Source organism: Sorangium sp. So ce321 (genome assembly GCF_051530195.1).
In the GTDB taxonomy this organism is placed as follows: domain Bacteria; phylum Myxococcota_A; class Polyangia; order Polyangiales; family Polyangiaceae; genus Sorangium.
The window spans coordinates 293696-312590 of sequence record NZ_CP150329.1 but is presented as its reverse complement, the minus strand read 5'-3'; the positions used below and the strand labels follow the sequence as shown (position 1 = coordinate 312590).

Below are 18895 nucleotides of genomic sequence, written 5' to 3'. Positions count from 1 at the left end.
TCCGCAAGCCAGTGTAGCCTCCTCTCATCACGCGGGCGAGCCGCCCGAAGGCGCCGCGCCCCCCGATCCCTGGAGCTTTCGCCCATGAGCAACGCCGCTTCCGCGCAAACCACGACGACCCCCGGCGCCCGGACCTACCGGGGGAGCTGCGCCTGCCGCGCCGTCCGCTTCGAGGCCGACTTCGACCCGAGCGCCGGGACGACGCAGTGCAACTGCACGATCTGCGCGAAGACGAGGTGGTGGGGCACCATCGTGAAGCCGAGCGACTTCCGTCTCGTCGCCGGCGAGGAGGTCCTCGGCGACTTCTCGCGGTCCGAGGCCGGCCATGCCCGCTTCTGCAAGACGTGCGGTATCCGCGTCTTCGGGCACGGAGACCTCCCGGAGCTCGGCGGGGAGTACTGCTCGGTGAACCTGAACTGCCTCGACGACGCGGATCTCTCCGGGGTCCCGGTCATGTACCTCGACGGGCTCCACGACACGTGGGAGCAGCTCGCCGTCGCGCCGTACGTGGATCCGGTCACGGCCGCGAAGAGGGCCTGAAGCGAGGGACCCCGGCCGCGCCGGCGAGGGGTGGGGAGGCGGCGCGGCCGCGCTCAGCTGCTATCAGTGTTTTCATTCGTGCAAAGTCCTTCCGGCTGACGCAGTCGAAGTACGCCAGCATCACTGCTTTCAGCTCTTCGGGGCTATCAGCTTTACTTTGCTGGCAAGCGGACAGCGCTCCGGCAAGGACCAAGGGGACGAATGCTACTCTCACTCGCAGCGCTTCACGAAGGCGCCGGAGCCGATGTAATCCGAGCAGTGCGCAAGCTCGTGCATCGGGAAGCCGTCGGACGTGTAGCTGCCGTCGTCGCCGCGCACGAGCACTGACCAGGCGTCGGGCGCCTGGAGCTCGGCGCGGTCGCCGAGGCTCACGGCGTACATCGTGCCTTCGGCGTCGATCACGCAGGTCTGGACCTGCTGCGCCGACGGCTGGTCGACGTCGAGCTCGCGCGTACAGACCTCGGCGAGCTGGGTCTCCGCCGTCCAGCAGTCGTGCGGCAGGTCGTACGGCACTGCCGCCGCACCGCACTCCCATTCCCCTCGCTTCACGTCGCCCTCGCTCTGCGCCAGATCCCCTTCACCGCCGCAAGCGGCCAGCAGCAGCGCGGCGCCGCTCAGAATGCACCCCACCCGTATCATGCTCACCTCCGAGGAAAGAGGGTGCTCCCCGCCCGGGGCTTGCGCAAGCCTCATCCGTGGTCGTCTTCACCACGGATCGCCACGGAAGGCGGCGTGCTGCTGGTTGTCGTCTGCCCGCATCGTCCCATGTCCGGTTTTTCCAATCGGAGGCCGCGGGCGGGTCGCATGAACACCCCATGACCCACCTCGACACCACGATGAGCCGCTCCCCCCTCCGATCGACGCCGCTGGGCAAGACCGGGCCCAGCGTCTTTCCCGTCGGCCTCGGCTGCATGGCGATGTCCGGCGCCTACGGCCCGGCCGAAGACGCCGAGAGCGTGGCGACGATCCGCCACGCCATCGAGCGCGGGATCACCCTGATCGACACAGGAGACTTCTACGGCAACGGGCACAACGAGCTCCTCATCCGGCGCGCGATCGAGGGGGCGCGCGACAGGGTCCAGCTCTCGGTGAAGTTCGGCGCGATGCGCGGCCCGGACGGCGCCCCGCTGGGCATCGACACCCGCCCGGCGGCCGTGAAGAACTTCGCGACGTACAGCCTGCAACGGCTGGGCGTGGAGGTCATCGACGTGTACCGCCCCGCGCGCCTCGACCCGCAGGTGCCCATCGAGGACACCGTCGGGGCCATCGCCGACCTCGTCAAGGCCGGCTTCGTCCGGCATATCGGGCTGTCCGAGGTGGGGGTCGAGACGATCCGGCGTGCGAGCAAGGTGCACCCGATCGTGGACCTGCAGATCGAGTACGCGATCGCGACGCGCGGGCCCGAGGCGTCCATCTTCCCTGCCCTCGCAGAGCTCGGGATGAGCGCGACCCTCTACGGTGTCTTTGCGCGGGGGCTGCTCACGGGCAGCAAGCCCTCGGGAAAGGGGGACTTCCGACAGTACATGCCGCGCTTCGCAGGCGAGCAAGGGGCAAAGAACGCGAGCGTCGTCGAGAAGCTCCACGCCTTCGCCGGCGAGCGAGGGATGACGCCGGCTCAGGTCGCGCTCGCGTGGGTGCTGGCGAAGCAGCCCACGCTGGTGCCGATCGTCGGGGCGCGCACGCGAGCCCAGCTCGACGATGCCCTCGTGGCCCTCGACAAGCCGCTGTCGGCGAGCGACGTCGCGGCGCTCGAGAGCATCGTGCCAGCGGACGCGATCGGCGGCACGCGCTACGCCGCCCAGCAGATGAAGGCCCTCGACAGCGAGCGGTAGCCGATCGACGCGGAAACGCGCGTCGGCTTGAACGGCCGCGCGAGGGGCGTAGAGTGACGAACGTGACCGCAGCGATGGATCTCCCCACCCTCGCGCTCCCGCGCTTCATCGAGGACATCCGCGCGGTCGCGCCACCCCCCGGCCAGGCGTTCGACCTCGAGTGGCTCCCCGACGGCAGAACGACCCTCTTTTTTCGAGCGCTCGAGGGCGGGCGCGAGGGGGACGTGTGGGTCGCGGGCCCCCGGATGCGCGCGATCATCAAGAGCAAGACCGGCCTCGCGCGGACTGTGATTCTTCGGTTCAAGCCAGGTTGGTCGATTCCGCTGCTCGGCGTGGCAGCGAGCGAGCTCACGGACCGGATCGTCCCGCTGGAGGACGTGTGGGGCCGCGCGGGGCGCGAGCTCTGCGCGGAGCTGCTCGCCGCGAGGAGCCGCGCGGACGTGATGGACCGCGTCGCCCGGGCGCTCGCCCTTCATGTCGGCCAACCCATCGAGACGGCGTCAGGGCAGCTCGCTCGTCGCGCGGTTCGCTTGCTCGAAGGGGGCGAGGTCCGGGTGGAGAGCGTCGCCGACCGGCTCGGCGTCACGGCGCGGCACCTTCGCCGCGCCTTCACCGAGAACGTCGGCATCGGCCCGAAGGAGTTCGCGCGGACCGTCCGCCTGCAACGCGCGGTGCGCATGGCAGCGACCTCGTGCGACTGGGCGCGCATCGCCGCAGACGCGGGCTATTATGATCAGGCCCACCTCATCGCCGACTTCCGTCAGCTCCTCGGGCTCACACCGGGCGCGTTCTTCAAACGCGCGGGCGGCCGGATGGCCCGACCGAGGCTGATCACGTCGGATCTTTCTTTGCCTGTCCGGTAGCTCGGGCACGACGACCTTCCTCGCGTAACAGGTCGAGGAGCGGTCGGAGCAGGAGAGACTGCGCGTCGGGCCGCCACATCGCGATGTTGCGCATCTCCAGACCGAGATCGCTGACCGGCCTCCAGACCGCGGTGCCGACCGCGAGGAAGGGCGCCGCGGGTTCCGCGCCGAAGGTCAATCCGAAGCCGCTCGCCACGAGCGTCAACAGGGCTTCTCCGTCGAGGATCTCCGCAGTCACGTTCAGGGTCACGCCGCGCGCGCGAATGGCGGCGATGATGTCGTCATACAGACGAGGGTTGCTCTTCCGCGGATCCATCAGCATGGGCTCGGTCGCCAGGTCCTTGACCTTGATCACGGATCTGGTCGCCAGAGGGTGCTGCTTCGGCACGACGATCCCCAGGCGATGCCGGGCAAGCACGACGCTCTGGAGCGAGGAGTCATCCGGCACGTGGGCGTTTCCTCTACATGTGTGCCCGCGCATGCAAGGCCAGGTGCATCGTGGAGTTCGGCTCCTCGATGGGGATCTCCACGATCTATCTGGCCACCGCGCTGCGCGATATGGGCGGCGGCCGCTTGATCGGGACCGACCTCGTGCCCAGCAAGGTCGAGCGGGCGCGGGCGAACGTCGCCGCCGCCGGGCTGTCCGGCATCGTCGAGCTCCGGGTCGGTGATGCTCGAGAGACCCTCACGTCTGGCATCGTCGGTGATATCGACATGGTGTTGCTCGACGGCGCCTTCACCCTTTATCTCGACGTCCTCAAGCTGCTCGAGCCCCACCTGAAGCCAGGCGCGATCGTCCTCGGCGAGAACGCGCTCGAGCAGGCCTCGGGCTATATCGACTACGTGCGCAACCCGCAGAACGGCTACCTCTCCCGGTCCCTCCCGTTCGAGGCGGGACGCGGCAACGAGCTCACGGTCAAGACGGGTTGAGGACCCTGGCTCGAGGCACGCTGACCCCGGCAGGACCGCCGCACGCTCCCCTCGCACCACGCGAAGGCAACCCGGTACGAAGCGTCAACGGATGGGAGCGTTGTCGACGTGGTCGATCCGCTCCCAGCGGCTGCCCTCGAGGCGCGCGATGTCCTTCGAGCCGACGACCCAGAGCGCGCCGCCGACGCTGTCGACCGTGTGCGCGTCCTCGATCTCGGGCACCAGCCCGGTCGAGACGCGCCGGATGCTGCCGCGCTCGTAGGTGAAGAGGCCGCGCGGATTGGCGCCGCTCGCCAGGTAGATCCGGCCGTCGTGCCTGGCGATCGACGTGAACATCTGGCGCCGGCCCGAGACCGCGACCACGCGGAAGCCGTCGCGCCGGTTGCCGCGGAGGAGCGTGCCTTCGCGCCCGCAGATCCAGATGCGCTTCTCGTCCTCGACGAGGATGCTCACCAGCGCCGCGGCCGTGACGGGCGGGAGAGCGGTGAACGTGGCGCCGTCCCAGACGAGGATCGTGCCGCGCGTCCCGGTGACGTAGATCTCGTCCTCGCGTGGACCGTCGACGCAGTAAAAGACCTTGTGCTCCGCGGCCGGCGAGCTCGGCGCGTGCAGGAGCGCCCGGGCCCGCTCCTCGGGATCTTGCAAGAGCGAGCGATCGAGGTGCTCCCAGCGGCCGGCGCCGAAGTCTCCGCCGACACGGCGATAGACCTGCCCCCCGTCGCCGCAGGCGTAGAGGTGGTCGCCGACGGGGCGGAGGCGCGCGAGGCGCCCCCAGCGCTCGGCGTCGGGCGAGGCGATGCCGGCGCCGGGGATCTTCTCGCGCGGGAACGGCGGCCGCACGAGCACGACGTCTCCCTCGGCGGAGAGCACACAGAACGAGGTCGGCGCGCCGGGCGCGGGGGTGAAGCGGGTGATCGAGGTGACCGCGACCTGGAGGTCGTCGTAGAACCACTTCACCGGCCCGGGATCGCCGGCATCGTAACGGCAGAGCCGGGTGAACGGCGTGAAGGGCTCCTGGCCGTCCGGCACCCCGGCGACACAGAGCAAGTCGGCGGCGGCGGCCTTGGCGCGGGTGAAGGTGAGCGGCGTCGTCATGGTGATGTCTCCCTCGACCTCAGTAGCGGCCGCCCGGGCGCATGCCGGTGCTGAGCGCCTCGAACTGCGGGCTCCCGGCCACGGTCGGCATGATGGTGGTGCGGCCGAGCTGCGCGCGGTCGACCCCGGCGAAGCCCGCCTGCACCGCGGCGCGGATCTGCGCCTCGCACTCCCGGCGGAGGTTGACGACCTGATTCTCCGAGAGGCCGATGATGCTGCCGATGGCGGTCGTCCCCGGCGGCGTGCCGTTCACGCCCAGCTGGGCGATGCTCGCGTCCACGCCGTGCGCCTCCCAGTGCTCCGAGCCGTCGTCGGTGGCGTTGCCCTGGAGGCAGATGGCGGGCCCGTCGCCGAATGACGGGAAGTTGGGGATGCGCTTCAATCCCGCCTCGCCCTCGGCCCTCGTGCCATAACGAAGGGTGTAGTCGGGCACGATGTGGTGCGCCTGGTAGCCGGGCTCGCAGGTGCCGCGGATGGTCCTGTAGGGGCCGACGTTGCAGGGCCGGTCTCGCTCGCGCGTCACGCGCACGTTGCCCGCTTGGGCGGCGAGCCGCGCATTCTCCTCCTGTCGCGCGCGCTGCGCCCGCAGGCGCTCGGCGTTCTGCCGGATCTTGTCGGCCGAGGGCCACGGCTGCGTCACGAGCTGCTCGAGCTGCTCGGGCGTCATCTGGCGGAAGTCGACGAGGTTGCCCGCCTTGAGCGAGAGCTGATTGTTGGTGCTGTCTACCTGGTTCCAGTACCAGCCGCTCGATCCGTAGGCGGCGCTCCGCTGGTCGGCGCTCATCTGGCCATAAAGGTGCTGATCGATGCTCCGGGCGAACATGCCCTCATTGCCGATGTAATACTGACCGGCCATCTCCCCGAGGCCTGCTCCCAGCGCGCCGAGGCCGAGCAGCCCGTTGAGCCTGGCGGCCGCCCCCAGGGGACGCGCGACGGGCGCGCTCCCGGGCGTCGTGGCCGTGCCCGTGCCCGTGTAGGTGCCCTTCGTGTCGAGGAAGGCGACCTGGACCGGGCGGTCGCCGGCGCTCAGCACCCGCGTGTCCCGCACGAAGATGAGCTTCCCCTCGGTGTTGCGGTTGTTCATCCACCAGGTGTCGTCGTGGCGGACCGCGTTCTTGCCCTCGATGCGCACCTCGGGCGCGTAAGTCTTGGGCTCGCAGACGCTGCCCACCGTGCCCGATTTGACCCCGAGCCCGGTGCCCGGCCCGTCACCCTGGCACGTCGTCACCTTCGATCCCGTGTTGTGCGACCGATCGCCGGTCTGCAGCACGGTGGTCGCGGTGTCCACGGCCGCCTGGTTCTGCCTTGCGTAGATCGAATAAGGGATGGGGACGAGCGCCGGGCCGACCGGCGTCTTGCAGACATCCGGGCAGGTCGAGACGATGTAGCCTTCGCCGATGTCGCGGCTGCCCTCGCGCGGGATGCTCATGTGTTGCTCCCCGGGCTCACGAGCCCTCGCTCGTCACACCACGGCAGCGCCGCGGCCTCTTCGAGGCTCGCGGCGGCGAGATCGAGTTGATCGAAGCCCTGCGACATGGCCACCCAGGCGCGCCAGGTGAGCTGGACAGACCAGGGCGGCTCGCCGCGGACGTCGATGTGCATGCCGTCGAGGTGGAGGCGCACCGGGACGCGGCGCCCCCGCTCCCCCTTGAACCATGCCCAGAGCGAGCGGCCGGGCAGCGTGAACGCGAGCGCGCCGCCCCCCGGCGTGAGGCCCTGGAGCTCGACGCGCTCGTCGCCGCGGAGATGGCCGGGCAAGACCAGGCCGGGGTGCGCGGTCTGGTAGAAGCGATAGTCGAAATCGGCGGGGAGCTGAGGGTGGCGAGTCGCCAGCCAGGCGTCGTCGTAGGTGCCGGCGAAGCGGCTGCGAAACTGCCACCAGGGAGGCACGGGCCCGAAGCCCTGCGGCTCTGGCCGCGCCGCCGGATCGCCCACAGGCTCGGCCTCGCTGTCGATGGTGGGCGCGGGGTAGGCGCGATCGGCCGGCGTGTGGCGGCGATCGAGGACGCCCCGGCCGATGGGGTTGCGCGCATCGACGTTGCCCTCGGGATCGCCGATGACGACGCCGCCGGCGGCCGATCGGTAGTCGATGGACGCGCGGGCCGCCGGCTCTCCCCTGGAGAGCCGGAACCCGCCGGCGTCCGGCTCGAACGCGCGCGGCGCGTGCGCCCTCAGGAAGCGCGTGGTTTCGCCGACGCGCGCGCCCACCTGCCAGACGTGCGCGGGCTCGCCCCCGGGGGCGTGGCCATCGGCGAGGAGGGTGACGTCGGCCGCGGGCTTGAAAGGGATGAGCAGCCCGACGCGGAGCATCGGTGTCGCATGCGGATCACCCTCGTGCTCGTCGGTGAGGATCAAGGGTTGATCGGGGGCGATCGACAGCCGGCCTTCGGGCGAGAGGAGAAGCGTGCCCCTCGCCGCGACGACGGCCATGGCGGCGCCGTCACGGTGCTTCTGCTCGAAGCCGATCGCGGCGAAGGGGGTGGTATTGGAGGTGAGCATCGAGGGGCCTCACGCGGTGAGATTGGCCGGCGCGGCGGCTCATGCTACCGGCGCGCGCCGGACGTCACAAGCCGCGACCGACGACGGACCCGCCCGGGTCGGGCCCGTCGGGGTCCACGAGGTCAGCGCGGCCGCAGGCTAGTTGAGATCGATCGGATGGCCGAAGACCTGAACATGCTCGCTCCCATCGACCAGGATCCTGACGCCCTTGAGCGTGATGTTGCCGTCCTTGTCCATCACGAACTGCGATTTGCCGCACGTGATTTCGATCTTCTCTCCGACGTCGATGGTCTGATTCCGGCCGATCTGCACTGTCTCGTCGATCCCCACGGCGCGGGCGCGGATCATCCCCACCGCTTCGCGCAGGCTATTCAGCACGTTCTTCGTGGCGTTGTTGCCGACCGTGACATCCTCGTTGTTGCCGATCCCGGTCGTCCGGTCGCGGCCGATCGTCGTCTCCTGGTCGTTCTTGACCAGCTTGTGGAGGTCCTTCTCGGCTTGCATCCTGACGAGCTCGCTGCCGGCCTTGTCCTCGAACATGATCTCGTTGTAGCCGTCCGTGGACGGGCTCGAGCTGCTCTTCAAGCCGCTCTGCGTCTTGTTCATGGGCAGCGAGTAGGGCGTCTTCTGGAGGTTGGTGTACACGCGGCCGACGATGATGGGCCGGTCGGGATCGCCCCCGAGGAAGTCCACGATGACCTCCTGCCCGATGCGCGGCAGGTTGGTGCCGCCGAAGCCGGCGCCGCCCCAGGGCTGGCTGACGTGGATCCAGCACGACGAGTCGTTGTTCATCTTGCTCTCGCGATCCCAGTGGAAGTGGACGCGCACGCGGCCGAACTCGTCGACGTGGATCTCCTCGCCGGGCGGACCGACCACCGTGGCGCTCTCGACGCCTTGCGTTCGGGGCTTGCGCGTGCGCAGCGACGGCCGGTAGGGCGCGTCGGCGCTCACGGCGACGCAGGAGTGCTCCCACACGGCCGGTACCTCGCCGGAGAGCCGGGACTCGAGGACGAGCAGCTTCTTGTCGGGGCCGAGCTCGCTCTTCGGGTGCTCGAGGAACGAGAGGACGGCGCCGGGCGCGGGATCGATGACGTTGGTCTTGAAGCCGATCTCCCGTGCCGAGGCGCGCTTCGCCTCGAGCCGACGCTGAGCGAGCGCCTCGCCCTCGGACTCGTCCGCGCGATACTTGCCTTGCTCGTCGGCTGTCGGCGAGCTCTCGCCCTTCTGGCTTTCGAACAGGAACGCGCCAGGCACGTAATGGAAGCGCTCCAGCTGATCTTCCACGGGGCCCGCGCCGGCGGCGGTGGCCAGGAGCTTGTAGTTCGCGGGCCTCCGGTAGTCGTGGTCGCGCACCGTGTACTTGCCGGGGCGCAGGCGGCGGCCGACGACGACCTTGGTGACGTGCTCGCGGTCGGCGTCGGTCGGGTGATCGCGGTAGGCGATGGGCACGCGGGCGGCGTTCGCCTGGGGGCGGTCGTCGAGGACGAGCTGGCTCTCTCCGCCGCTGTCGAAGTAGAAGCTCACCCCGGCGTCCTCCAGCATGCGGCTGATGAAGGTGTAGTCGCTCTCGCCGTACTGGACGCGGTACTTGCGCTTCTTGTACTCGCTGGCGAGCCGCCGCGTGGGGGAGATGCCCCACTCGCCGAGGAGCTGCAGCGCGATGTCGACCTCGGACTTGTGCTGGAACATGCGGTGGTTGCGGCGCTGGGTGGCGAGCCAGAGCCGAGGGACCAGGGTCAGCTCGTAGGTGGAGAGGTGGCGCTCCTCGACGGCCACCTGCTGGAGGTGGCTGCACAGCCCGGACCAGACGCGGGTCCGATTCGCGTGCGCGGTGAAGGCCATGGGCTGGCCGATGACGGCTTCGAAGTCGATATCGGGGTTGTCCGATACGGCGACAATCTGGACCTCGAAGAGCGAGGACATCCGCTCGGTGACCTGGAAGCGACGCACATCGAGCATGTCGCCCGACGCGATCTGCGCCTCGGCTCGGTAGAGCCCCGAGCTCGTCATGTCAGAGAGTCTGGTTCCCATATCTCGCATGATCCGGTGCGAATCGGCCACGGGCATTCCTGACCCGGTCTACCCTGCGCTGGTAGAGCGGACAGCCGATGCTATCCGGCAGCCATCCCCGTCCGCAAGAGGGCCCGCGCGCATCGTACGCTCAGGGCTCTGCCGGTGCGACCGTCCAGACCGTCGAACGTGCACACATTGACGCCTCGTGTTGCTGCGTGCAGTATCGCCGGCGATTGAAGGTCGTCTCCCTCTCGCCGCTCCCCGTTGGCCTGGTCGTGTGGCAACCCCATCCAGGCGCCTGGATACAGACGGTTGTCTGTAAAAGCACGTTCAAGCTGTACCCCGGGGTGTGTGCCCTCGCGGCCGAGCAGGAGCCGATCCACGTAACTGAGCGCCACTGGCGCGACGACGTGTACTGGAGCCTCTACGCGGCCTCCGACCTCGTCCCTCACCGTGCCCGGGCGGACGTCGTCCTCGTCGGCCACGCCTTCTCGCCCGACGGCACGGCGGTCCGATCCCTCACCGCCCGCGTGATCGTGAATGGCATCGACAAGGCCATCGAGGTCCACGGCGCTCGCAGCTTCACGCAGCACGGCGTCCTGGAGCAAAGCTCGGGCGTCACCAAGATGCCGCTGCTCTGGGAGTACGCGGGCGGCGGCCCCGGCACCTCCAACCCCGTCGGCATGCCCCCCCATGCGCGCGACATCCACGGGCGACGCAGCCTCCCCAACCTCCAGCGTCCGGGCGTTGTCGTCATGGGGCCGGACGACGTCATCGAGCCCGTGGGATTTGGACCCGTCGCCTCCGGATGGCCCACCCGCCGGCAGAAGCTGGGGCGCCACGCGGCCACGTTTCCTGTCAACGACTGGCACCGCCAGCCCCTGCCCCCAGACCTCGACGTCAGCTACTTCAATGCCGCGCCGTTGGACCAGCAGACCACCGCGCTCCGCAATGACGAGCGGCTCATCCTCGAGCATCTCCACCCCGAGCACCCGCACCTGATGACGAGCCTCCCGGGGCTCCACCCCCGCGCCTACGTCGCTCGCCCCGGCGAGCCCCCGCAGGGCGTCCCCATGTGGCCCGATCTGCTCTGGATCAACACCGACCGCTGCATCTGCACCGTGACGTGGCGCGGCCAGGTCCCACTCCGAGAGCCGCAAGAGGGCGGACACATTCTGGTCGCGCTGGAGGGGCCCCACCAGACCCTCGCCTGGGACGACATCGAGGGCCTGGCCAGCAGTCATGGCGTCAGGCTCGCGAGCGGCCGGGCCGCCGGCGGCGCGATGCGTGAGAGCGAGATCGGCCTCCAGGCGCCCCACGACCAGGCGCACGATGGCGATAGCGCCGCGCGCGACGAGGATGATCCTGAGGCCTGCACCCTGCCGTTGAGCGTGAATCAGGATCTCGCCGTCTCCCGCGCGGACCTACCGTTCGCCACAGCGCCCGCGAGCCAGCGTGCTCCCCCGTCGAGCCAGGCGCAGCGCCTCGCAGACCTTCCATTCGTGCAGTCGGCGCCACAAGCAGCCGCGGTACCCACTCCGGCAGCCGCGGCGCAGCCGCCCGCCGACGCGCTCGCTGCCACCAGCGCGGCTTCACTGGTCGCCGCGAACCCCGCGTTGCCATTCGTGCAGGGTGAGCGAGCTGAACCTGCGCTACGTCACCAAGCAGAGTCTTCGCCGCGAGGTGCGGTGTCAGAAGAGGCTCTTGGCGAGGTGGTGCGTCCGCCGCTCGTCGCGATCCCTCCAGCGCTGTCGCCTGCGCTGCACGCGCCGCCTGCGCCTGAGCGCGATGCGGGATCTCCGCCGCTAACGGCAGAGGAGCCCGCCCCTCCTCCCATGCTCGGCCCACTGGCGAGGCCAGACTGGGGGGCGACGGAGCCCTCGGCAGAGGAGGCGCCCGAGCCTGACACCCAGGCGAACGAGCCCAGTCCGCTCCCCGCGGCGGAGGAGCCCGCGCCGCCTCTCGCGGCCTTCCCCATCGAGCGCTGCGCAGCCATTGCGGCGAAGCTCGCGCGGCGGCCGGCGGACTGCGATGGCATCCTCAAAGCGGAGGGGCTCACGCCGAAGACCTGGGAGTGGCTGCACGTACGGTGGCTTGACGAGATCCAGGACGAGATCGCGCGCCGGAAGAAGAAGCTCCTGTCAGCGTACGACGCGGCCTACGTGGCGTCGCTTGAGAAGGAGCGCGGGCCGATCACAGCTGGAGAGTACGCACGGCTCGTGCTCGCGGCCGAGCAGGGGCGGGGCCAGGCGGCGCTCGCCGAGCTGGGCCTGCCGGATGAGTCGATGATGCGGATCCGGCGGGTGTGGCTGGAGCGGATCGTGAAAGACAAGAAGGCGGCGGCAGAGGTGCGGGCTGCCATGCGGAAGGCGGACGAAGCTTGAAGGCGGGCGCGCTGAGCGGCAGGAGATGCTGACATCGACAAACAGCCCGGGGCCAGCGCTTTTCGCGGAGCTTCGGGGACGGTTGACGACGGACCGCGCCTCTGATCAACGCGCCAAGCGGGTCGAAGGACCTCGTCTGGCCCAACGAGCCCACGGCGCTGCTCGTGAGGCGCTCTGGGCGAAGCCCCGGCCAAGGATGGACGTCGGAGGTCGTCGGGCTCGAAGGGATGGCGCGTCGCGCGGGGTACACCAGGCAGCTCCACGCGCACCTGCGGTGCTCTATGCGCCTCCCCTGCGCCATGAGCTCGGTCGCTTGCGACGATGGCGCCGGCGCTACACGCGGCACCACATCCGCATGGGCCTGGGCCCCCCGGCTCGACCGCATCCGGTGATGGCCCACCCCGCCGCGATCGTGCTCGCCGCGCCGGTCTCGATCAGGCCGTGAGCACGATCCGCGCATGATCCATCGCAGCCTTTCTCGACAGGCCTCCAACCTGCTTCTCGCCTCCCTCTCCGCCTGCGCGCTCCTCGCCGGCTGCGGCGACGACGACGCCGTGCCGCCGAACGGCGGCGATCCGGTCTGCACCGCGTGGGGCGACGCTCCGCCCGGCGACGGCTTCCTCGAGCTCCCCCGCCCGACCGGCCCGCACCCGGTCGGCACGCAGGTCCGCGCGCTGACCGACAGCGCCCGTGGCGAGGAGGCGACCGAGGACCCCGAAGACCGCCGGGAGCTCCTCGTGCAGCTCTGGTATCCGGCCGATCCCTGCGGCGCCGGCGAGCTCGCGCCCTACCTCACGCCGGAGGAGGGCGACAGCCGCCGCACGGGCCAGGGCCTCCCGGTCGACGACGGCTTCGAAGCGAGCATCGTCACGCACGCGCGCGCCGGCGTCCCGCTCGCCGACGAGGGCGCGCCCTACCCGGTGCTCCTCTTCTCGCACGGGTTCGGGATGCTCCGCGCCGACTATACGAGCCTCGTCGAGGACCTGGCGAGCCACGGCTTCGTGGTCGCCTCCATCAGCCACACCTACGACACCGAGCTGGCGGTGTTCCCCGACGGCCGCGCGGTGCCCTTCGGCTCGGTCGTCGGCGCGCAGCCGACGATGGAGTCGACGCCGGAGGAGCTCGACGCCTTCTTCGAGGTGATGGACGAGCACGTCGCGGTCTGGGTCGACGACGCGCGCTTCGTGCTCGATGAGCTCACGGCCGCCGCCCAGAGCGACCCGGGGGGCCTGCTCACCGGACGGCTCGACCTCGATCGGGTCGGCGTCCTCGGCCACTCCTACGGCGGCGCGATGGCGGCCGAGGCGTGCGCCGTCGACGACCGCTTCGACGCCGGGCTCGACCTCGACGGCAGCCTCTTCGGGCCCGAGAGCGGCGCCGGTGGCCGGAGCCTCGCGCAGCCGTTCCTGATCATGCTCGCGGAGAGCCACGTCGACGACCCGAGGGTCGACGAGACCTACGGCGCGCTGAAGGGCCAGGGCTACATGGCGCGGGTCGAGGGCGCCGCGCACCTCACGTTCTCGGACCTGCCGGTCCTCCTCGAGCACCTCCTCGGCGCGGGCGCCCTCCCCGAGCTGCTCGGCACGCTCGCTCCCGCCCGCGCGGTCGAGATCACGAACGCGTACACGCGCGCCTTCGTCGAGACGCACGTGCGCGGCGACGCGTCTCCGCTGCTCGACGGCCCCTCGCCGGAGTACCCCGAAGTGTCCTTCGACAAGAAGCGCTGAAGCCACCGCGTCCGCCTCCCCTCCCCGCCCACTCCCGCCCCGCCCGGCCGCGCGCCGCGCCCGCCTGCCCTCCCCGCTGCGCTCCTGCCCCCGCCCGCCCGGGCGCCGCGTCCGCCTGCCGCCCTCGCGTCGCCCGCCGCGCGCCGTCACGCCGGAGGTGTCAAACCTCCCCTGTCGGGGGTACGCCCACGTGGCCGGCGCTGTAGAGTCCTTTCCCGGAGCTCACCGCCGTCCTCGAGCACCTGGAGAGGTTCATGCTGACGAAGCTCAACGAAAGCGAAGCCGTCGCGTCCTGCGAGCGCTGCTGGGAGCAGGAGATCGTCCCCGCGCTGCACGACTACATCCGCATCCCCAACAAGTCGCCCGCCTTCGACCCTGCCTGGCGCGAGAACGGCCACATGGACAAGGCGGCGTCGCTCATCGAGGCCTGGTGCAAGGCGCAGCCGATCCCCGGGCTCAAGGTCGAGGTGGTGCGCCTCGGGAACCGCACGCCGTTGATCCTGATGGAGGTGCCCGGCAAGACCGACGACACGGTGCTGCTCTACGGCCACCTCGACAAGCAGCCCGAGATGGTGGGCTGGCGCCAGGGGCTCGGCCCCTGGGAGCCGGTGCGCGAGGGCGACCGGCTCTACGGCCGCGGCGGCGCCGACGACGGCTACTCCGGCTTCGCCTCGCTCGCCGCCCTGCGCCTCCTGCACGAGCAGGGCGTCCCGCACGCGCGCTGCGTGGTGCTCATCGAGGGCTGCGAGGAGAGCGGCAGCCCGGACCTGCCGGCCTACATCGACGCGCTCGAGGGCCGCATCGGCAAGCCGAGCCTCGTCGTGTGCCTCGACTCGGGCTGCGGCAACTACGACCAGCTCTGGACCACGACGTCGCTCCGCGGCCTCCTCCAGGGCACGCTCGAGGTGAGCATCCTGCGCGAGGGCGTGCACTCGGGCGTCGGCAGCGGCGTCGTGCCCTCGAGCTTCCGGATCCTGCGGCAGCTCCTGTCGCGCATCGAGGACGAGCGGACCGGGCGCATCCTCGTGGACGCGCTGCACGTCGACATCCCGCAGGAGCGCGTCTCGCAGGCGCGCGCCGCGGCCGAGGTGCTGGGCACGACGGTCGTGAGCGAGCTGCCGTGGGTGCAGGGCGCCGGCCCGGTGACCGGCGACGTGGCCGAGCTGCTCCTGAACCGCACCTGGCGGCCCGCGCTCTCGGTGACCGGCGCCGAGGGACTCCCGCCCCTCGCCAGCGCCGGCAACGTGCTGCGCCCGACGACGAAGGCGAAGCTGTCGATGCGCATCCCGCCGCGCGTGGACCCGAAGGCCGCCGCGGCGGCGCTGAAGGAGACGCTGGAGAAGGACCCGCCCTACGGCGCCCAGGTGCGCTTCCACGTGAGCGAGCCGTCGCCCGGGTGGGACGCCCCGGCGACGGCGCCCTGGCTGCAGGAGGCGGTGAGCAAGGCGTCGAAGGCGTTCTTCGGCCGGCCGGCGATGGGGATGGGCGAGGGGGGGACGATCCCCTTCATGGCGATGCTCGGGGAGAAGTTCCCGCAGGCGCAGTTCCTGATCACCGGCGTGCTCGGCCCGCAGTCGAACGCGCACGGGCCGAACGAGTTCCTGCACCTCGGCATGGGGAAGAAGCTGACCTGCTGCGTGGCGAGCGTGATCGCGGACCACGCCGTGCGCGCGCGCTGAGGGGCGGCGGGGCCGTCGCGGCGCGCTCACGGGGCTGTCGCGGCGCGCTCAGGGGGTGCGCAGCGGCGTCGCGGTGCCCTCAGGGGGTGGGCGCCGCATCCGGCGCCGCAGCATCCGGCTCCGCCGGGAAGGCGAGGACGACCCGAGCCCCGCGCTCGCGCCCGTCCTCGACGCGGATGGAGCCGCCGAAGTTCTTCATCCGGTTCGCGGAGAAGTGCAGCCCGATGCCGCTCGCGCCCTCCTTGGTCGTGAACCCGTACTGGAACACCTGCACCCGCGAGCCCTCGGGGATCCCTGGCCCGCTGTCCTCCACGGCACAGCACACGTCGGCCCCGTCTTGCCATGTCTCGATCGCGATCCAGGGCTCGCGCCTGCCCCCCTCGCCGACGGCCGCCCGCGCGTTGTCGAGGAGGTTGTACAGGATCGTCAGGACATCATGGCGATTGGCCACGATGTCGCCGATCGGCCGCAGCTCGATCCGGACGGCGACGCGCGCGTTCACGAGGGCCGAGCCGTGCACGCGCAGCGACTCCTGGACGACCTCGTTCAACGAGAGCCGCTCCGTCCGGTACGCGTTCCTGTACGCGTACCTCTCCTGCGCGCGGATCGCGTCCCGGATGACGTCGAGGTGCTCGCGCAGGCGCGCGACGTCCGCCGCCGTCTCCTGCTGCTCCTGCTCCACCGCGACGAGCGCCAGCTCGATGTAGCGGCGCAAGCTCTCGCCGCGCGACGCGTCGGCCGGCACGGCGAGGTCCGGCTCGCCCCCCGCGAGCTCGGAGAACGCCCTCGCCAGGCGCGGGAGGCGCGATCGCGCGAGGCGATCCTGCACCAGATCCGCCGAGATCCCGGCGCTGTTCAGCGTGTTGCCGACGCTGTGGAGGATGTCCATCGCGACCTGCGCCATCCCCGAGTGGCGCGCGATCTCCGCCTGCTCCGCGCCGAGCTTCCGGTACGACTCGTAGAGCCGCACCATCGACCGCACGCGCGCGAGGAGCTCCCTCGGGGAGAACGGCTTCACCAGGTACTCGTCGGCCCCGCCGTCGAGCCCCGACGCGACCGCCTCGTCGTCCGCGCGGGCCGTGACCAGGATGATCGGGATGTGGCGCAGCACGGGGTGGGCCTTCAGCCACGCGGTGAGCTCGATGCCGGACATCACCGGCATCATCACGTCGGAGACGACGACGTGCGGAGGCGACCGCTCGATCAGCCGCTGCGCCTCCAGGCCGTCCGCCGCCTCCAGGAGGCGGTAGCTCGGGGACAGCAGCGCTCGCATGAACTGCCGCATGTCCGGGTTGTCGTCGACGAGGAGCAAGAGCGGCCTGCCCGCCTCGGCGCCCCCCGACCCCGGCGGACTGCGCGACGGGGGCTCGGCGTCCGGCGCGCCTGCGCCAGGCGCGAGCGGAGACCCGTCGGAAGCGGCCCCCGCCGGGGGCAGCGCGCTCAGCCAGCGCCGCGTCTGCGCGGTGCTGCGCACGCTGCTCGGGCTCCGCTCGACGTGGCGCCGCGCGTCGCCGTCCGCCGCGCCCGCTGCGCCTGCCGCGTGGCGCTGCGCGGCGCCGGCGGCCGACCGCGGCAGGCGCACGCGGACCGCCGTCCCCCGGCCCAGCTCGCTCTCGACCGAGACCGAGCCGTGCATGAGCTCCGCGAACTGCTTCACCAGCGAGAGGCCGAGCCCCGTGCCCTCGTACCTCCGCTTCACCGAGCCGTCGATCTGGGTGAACTTCGAGAACAGCGCGCCGAGGTCGTCCCCGGAGATGCCGATCCCCTCGTCGCGCACGCAGAGCTCGAACGACGCGTCGTCGAGCGCGCGCAGGGCGACCTCGATGCGCCCCCCGGCATGGGAGAACTTCAGCGCGTTGCTGAGGAGGTTGAGCAGGATGCGCTCGTATTTATGGCGATCCAGGAGCACGACGCCGGGCGCGTCGCCGGCGATGGCCAGGGTGCGGCCCCGGGCCATCGCGCTCGGCCGGATGTCGTTCAGCAGCAGCGCGGTGGAGCGGTGCACGTCGACCGGCTCCCAGTCGACCTCCATCCGCGCCGCCTCCGCCTTGGAGAAGTCGAGGAGGTCGTTCACGACGTTGAGGAGCCGCGCCGTGTTGCGGCGGATGAGCCTCAGCTCCTCGCGCACCTCGCCCGGCAGCGCGCCGTGCTGGGCCTCGATGAGGCGCTCCAGCGGCGACAGGATCAGGGTGAGGGGCGTGCGCAGCTCGTGGCTCACCGCGGCCAGGAAGTCGCCCTTGGCGCGGTTGGCGCGCTCCGCCTCGTCCTTGGCGCGGGCGAGCGCGAGCTCGGTGTGCTTGCGCTCGGTGATGTCCGTCCAGGCGCCCAGGATGCCGAACACCTCGCCGTCCTCGTCCTTGAGCGGCACCTTGCACGTGAGCAGGTACCGCTGGCTGCCGTCGGCCTGACGCTGCGTCTCCTCCATGTTCAGCAGCGGCTCGCCCGAGGCCATGACGGCCTTGTCGACGCGGATGTAATGCTCTGCCTCCTCCGTGGTCCAGGGCAGATCATGATCGGTGAGGCCGATGATGTCATCCGGGCAAGAGAGCCCTGCTCCGCGGGCGTTGAACTCGTTCGTCCCGAGATAGACGCAGTCGCGGTCCTTCCACCAGATGCTGTATGGAAACGTCGATACGATGTGCCGTAAGAGCTGCTCTTTCTGGGACTCTCGCAGGTTCGGCGCAGTGCGCTTTGGCTCTTTCGGGTCCGACATAAGCAAGCCATGACGACGAGCGGATCCTGGCGCGACTGCCAGAACAGCGCTCCTGGCCAGCAGCCCCCGCACGACACCCGTTGCAGCCCGGCTCCCGGGCAGCCGGGGACGGACCAGGGATCCATCATCCATCTTATCACCCGGAGCGGCCCGCGCGCAACCCGTCGGGGCTGCGGCGCGGGCGGCGTGGCGATACGCAGGCCTCCACGCCGGGGGCGGGCGCGGGCGGCGCGGCGATGCGCAGGCCTCCACGCCGAGGGCGGCGTTGCTGCTCGCCGGCGCAGGGCTCTCGTGGGGCTGCGAGGGGGGGCGGTCAGAAGGCGGCGGAGCCCGCGCCGGCCGGCGCGCAGACCACGAGAGGAGCGGCCGGCGCCGCGCCGATCGAGATCGGCGTGATCGCCACGCTGAGCGGGCCGCTCTCCGCGCTGGGCGAGGAGGCGATGCGCGGAGTCGACCTCGAGGTGGCCGAGGTCGGCGCGCAGGCCGCCGGCAAGAAGGTCGTCGTCGTGAAGCAGAGCTCCGACGCGACCCCGAACGTCGCGCTGGAGGCCGCCCGCAAGCTCCTCGATCAGGAGAAGGTCGATTTCGTCGTGGGCCCGCTGTCGGGCGACGAGGGCTCC

14 protein-coding genes and 1 pseudogene are annotated in these 18895 nt (G+C 71.0%); 8 read left to right on the top strand and 7 right to left on the bottom strand.

The window, feature by feature from the left end; translation table 11 throughout:
- Positions 1-84 precede the first annotated feature (84 nt).
- Positions 85-540 (top strand): GFA family protein, encoded by a 456-nt coding sequence (locus WME89_RS01250; RefSeq protein WP_438007459.1) that lies wholly within the window; start codon positions 85-87, stop codon positions 538-540.
- 210 nt (positions 541-750) lie between these two features.
- Here the strand turns inward: WME89_RS01250 and WME89_RS01245 are convergent, their stop codons facing one another.
- Complete coding sequence (locus tag WME89_RS01245; RefSeq protein ID WP_438007458.1) at positions 751-1170, bottom strand: hypothetical protein; 420 nt, start codon at positions 1168-1170, stop codon at positions 751-753.
- Positions 1171-1355: 185 nt separating this feature from the next.
- Here WME89_RS01245 and WME89_RS01240 point away from each other — a divergent pair, with 185 nt between their 5' ends.
- Together WME89_RS01240 and WME89_RS01235 are read left to right on the top strand one after the other, a co-directional pair.
- Positions 1356-2372, top strand: a complete 1017-nt coding sequence (locus WME89_RS01240; protein ID WP_438007457.1) for an aldo/keto reductase — start codon at positions 1356-1358, stop codon at positions 2370-2372.
- A 53-nt stretch (positions 2373-2425) separates the two neighbouring features.
- Positions 2426-3235 carry a helix-turn-helix domain-containing protein gene (locus WME89_RS01235; RefSeq protein ID WP_438007456.1) on the top strand — a complete coding sequence of 270 codons (810 nt, stop codon included), beginning with the start codon at positions 2426-2428 and terminating at the stop codon, positions 3233-3235.
- On the opposite strand, the gene WME89_RS01230 is transcribed toward WME89_RS01235, so the two are convergent.
- Entirely contained in the window at positions 3204-3683 is a 480-nt protein-coding gene (locus WME89_RS01230; protein WP_438007455.1) for a LysR family substrate-binding domain-containing protein, read from the bottom strand. The genes WME89_RS01235 and WME89_RS01230 overlap by 32 nt on opposite strands.
- Here WME89_RS01230 and WME89_RS01225 point away from each other — a divergent pair.
- A complete protein-coding gene (locus WME89_RS01225) occupies positions 3593-4165 on the top strand; it encodes an O-methyltransferase (RefSeq protein ID WP_438011873.1) in 573 nt (190 codons plus the stop codon). The genes WME89_RS01230 and WME89_RS01225 overlap by 91 nt on opposite strands.
- 84 nt (positions 4166-4249) lie before the next feature.
- Here WME89_RS01225 and WME89_RS01220 read toward each other — a convergent pair whose 3' ends face one another.
- The 4 genes from WME89_RS01220 to WME89_RS01205 all read right to left on the bottom strand — a co-directional run bounded on the left by WME89_RS01220 (position 4250) and on the right by WME89_RS01205 (position 9790).
- Positions 4250-5260 (bottom strand): hypothetical protein, encoded by a 1011-nt coding sequence (locus WME89_RS01220; protein ID WP_438007454.1) that lies wholly within the window; start codon positions 5258-5260, stop codon positions 4250-4252.
- Positions 5261-5279: 19 nt separating this feature from the next.
- On the bottom strand, positions 5280-6689 hold the full coding sequence (locus WME89_RS01215; protein ID WP_438007453.1) for a DUF4150 domain-containing protein: 1410 nt from the start codon (positions 6687-6689) through the stop codon (positions 5280-5282).
- Positions 6686-7759, bottom strand: a complete 1074-nt coding sequence (locus WME89_RS01210; RefSeq protein WP_438007452.1) for a DUF2169 family type VI secretion system accessory protein — start codon at positions 7757-7759, stop codon at positions 6686-6688. Before WME89_RS01210 ends, WME89_RS01215 begins: the two co-directional genes overlap by 4 nt.
- A gap of 138 nt (positions 7760-7897) precedes the next feature.
- The gene (locus tag WME89_RS01205) at positions 7898-9790 is read right to left on the bottom strand and encodes a type VI secretion system Vgr family protein (RefSeq protein ID WP_438007451.1); all 1893 of its coding nucleotides are present in this window, start codon (positions 9788-9790) and stop codon (positions 7898-7900) included.
- A gap of 77 nt (positions 9791-9867) precedes the next feature.
- On the opposite strand from WME89_RS01205, the gene WME89_RS01200 reads away from it, so the two are divergent.
- From WME89_RS01200 to WME89_RS01190, 3 genes are all read left to right on the top strand, one after another.
- A complete protein-coding gene (locus WME89_RS01200) occupies positions 9868-12156 on the top strand; it encodes a DUF2169 family type VI secretion system accessory protein (protein ID WP_438007450.1) in 2289 nt (762 codons plus the stop codon).
- Between the two features lie 458 nt (positions 12157-12614).
- Positions 12615-13883 (top strand): alpha/beta hydrolase family protein, encoded by a 1269-nt coding sequence (locus WME89_RS01195; RefSeq protein WP_438007449.1) that lies wholly within the window; start codon positions 12615-12617, stop codon positions 13881-13883.
- 254 nt (positions 13884-14137) lie between these two features.
- Positions 14138-15562 (top strand): M20 family metallopeptidase, encoded by a 1425-nt coding sequence (locus tag WME89_RS01190; RefSeq protein ID WP_438007448.1) that lies wholly within the window; start codon positions 14138-14140, stop codon positions 15560-15562.
- A gap of 79 nt (positions 15563-15641) precedes the next feature.
- Here the strand turns inward: WME89_RS01190 and WME89_RS01185 are convergent, their stop codons facing one another.
- Entirely contained in the window at positions 15642-18275 is a 2634-nt protein-coding gene (locus WME89_RS01185) for an ATP-binding protein (RefSeq protein WP_438007447.1), read from the bottom strand.
- 236 nt (positions 18276-18511) lie between these two features.
- On the opposite strand from WME89_RS01185, the pseudogene WME89_RS01180 reads away from it, so the two are divergent.
- Positions 18512-18847: pseudogene (locus WME89_RS01180) on the top strand (ABC transporter substrate-binding protein); the annotation flags it as partial.
- Positions 18848-18895 lie beyond the last annotated feature (48 nt).

Coding starts and splice junctions, on each gene's coding strand:
- WME89_RS01200 (WP_438007450.1), top strand. CDS start 9,868: ATGCTATCCGGCAGCCATCCCCGTCCGCAAGAGGGCCCGCGCGCATCG.
- WME89_RS01250 (WP_438007459.1), top strand. CDS start 85: ATGAGCAACGCCGCTTCCGCGCAAACCACGACGACCCCCGGCGCCCGG.
- WME89_RS01210 (WP_438007452.1), bottom strand. CDS start 7,759: ATGCTCACCTCCAATACCACCCCCTTCGCCGCGATCGGCTTCGAGCAG.
- WME89_RS01185 (WP_438007447.1), bottom strand. CDS start 18,275: ATGTCGGACCCGAAAGAGCCAAAGCGCACTGCGCCGAACCTGCGAGAG.
- WME89_RS01205 (WP_438007451.1), bottom strand. CDS start 9,790: ATGGGAACCAGACTCTCTGACATGACGAGCTCGGGGCTCTACCGAGCC.
- WME89_RS01220 (WP_438007454.1), bottom strand. CDS start 5,260: ATGACGACGCCGCTCACCTTCACCCGCGCCAAGGCCGCCGCCGCCGAC.
- WME89_RS01190 (WP_438007448.1), top strand. CDS start 14,138: ATGCTGACGAAGCTCAACGAAAGCGAAGCCGTCGCGTCCTGCGAGCGC.
- WME89_RS01195 (WP_438007449.1), top strand. CDS start 12,615: ATGATCCATCGCAGCCTTTCTCGACAGGCCTCCAACCTGCTTCTCGCC.
- WME89_RS01215 (WP_438007453.1), bottom strand. CDS start 6,689: ATGAGCATCCCGCGCGAGGGCAGCCGCGACATCGGCGAAGGCTACATC.
- WME89_RS01240 (WP_438007457.1), top strand. CDS start 1,356: ATGACCCACCTCGACACCACGATGAGCCGCTCCCCCCTCCGATCGACG.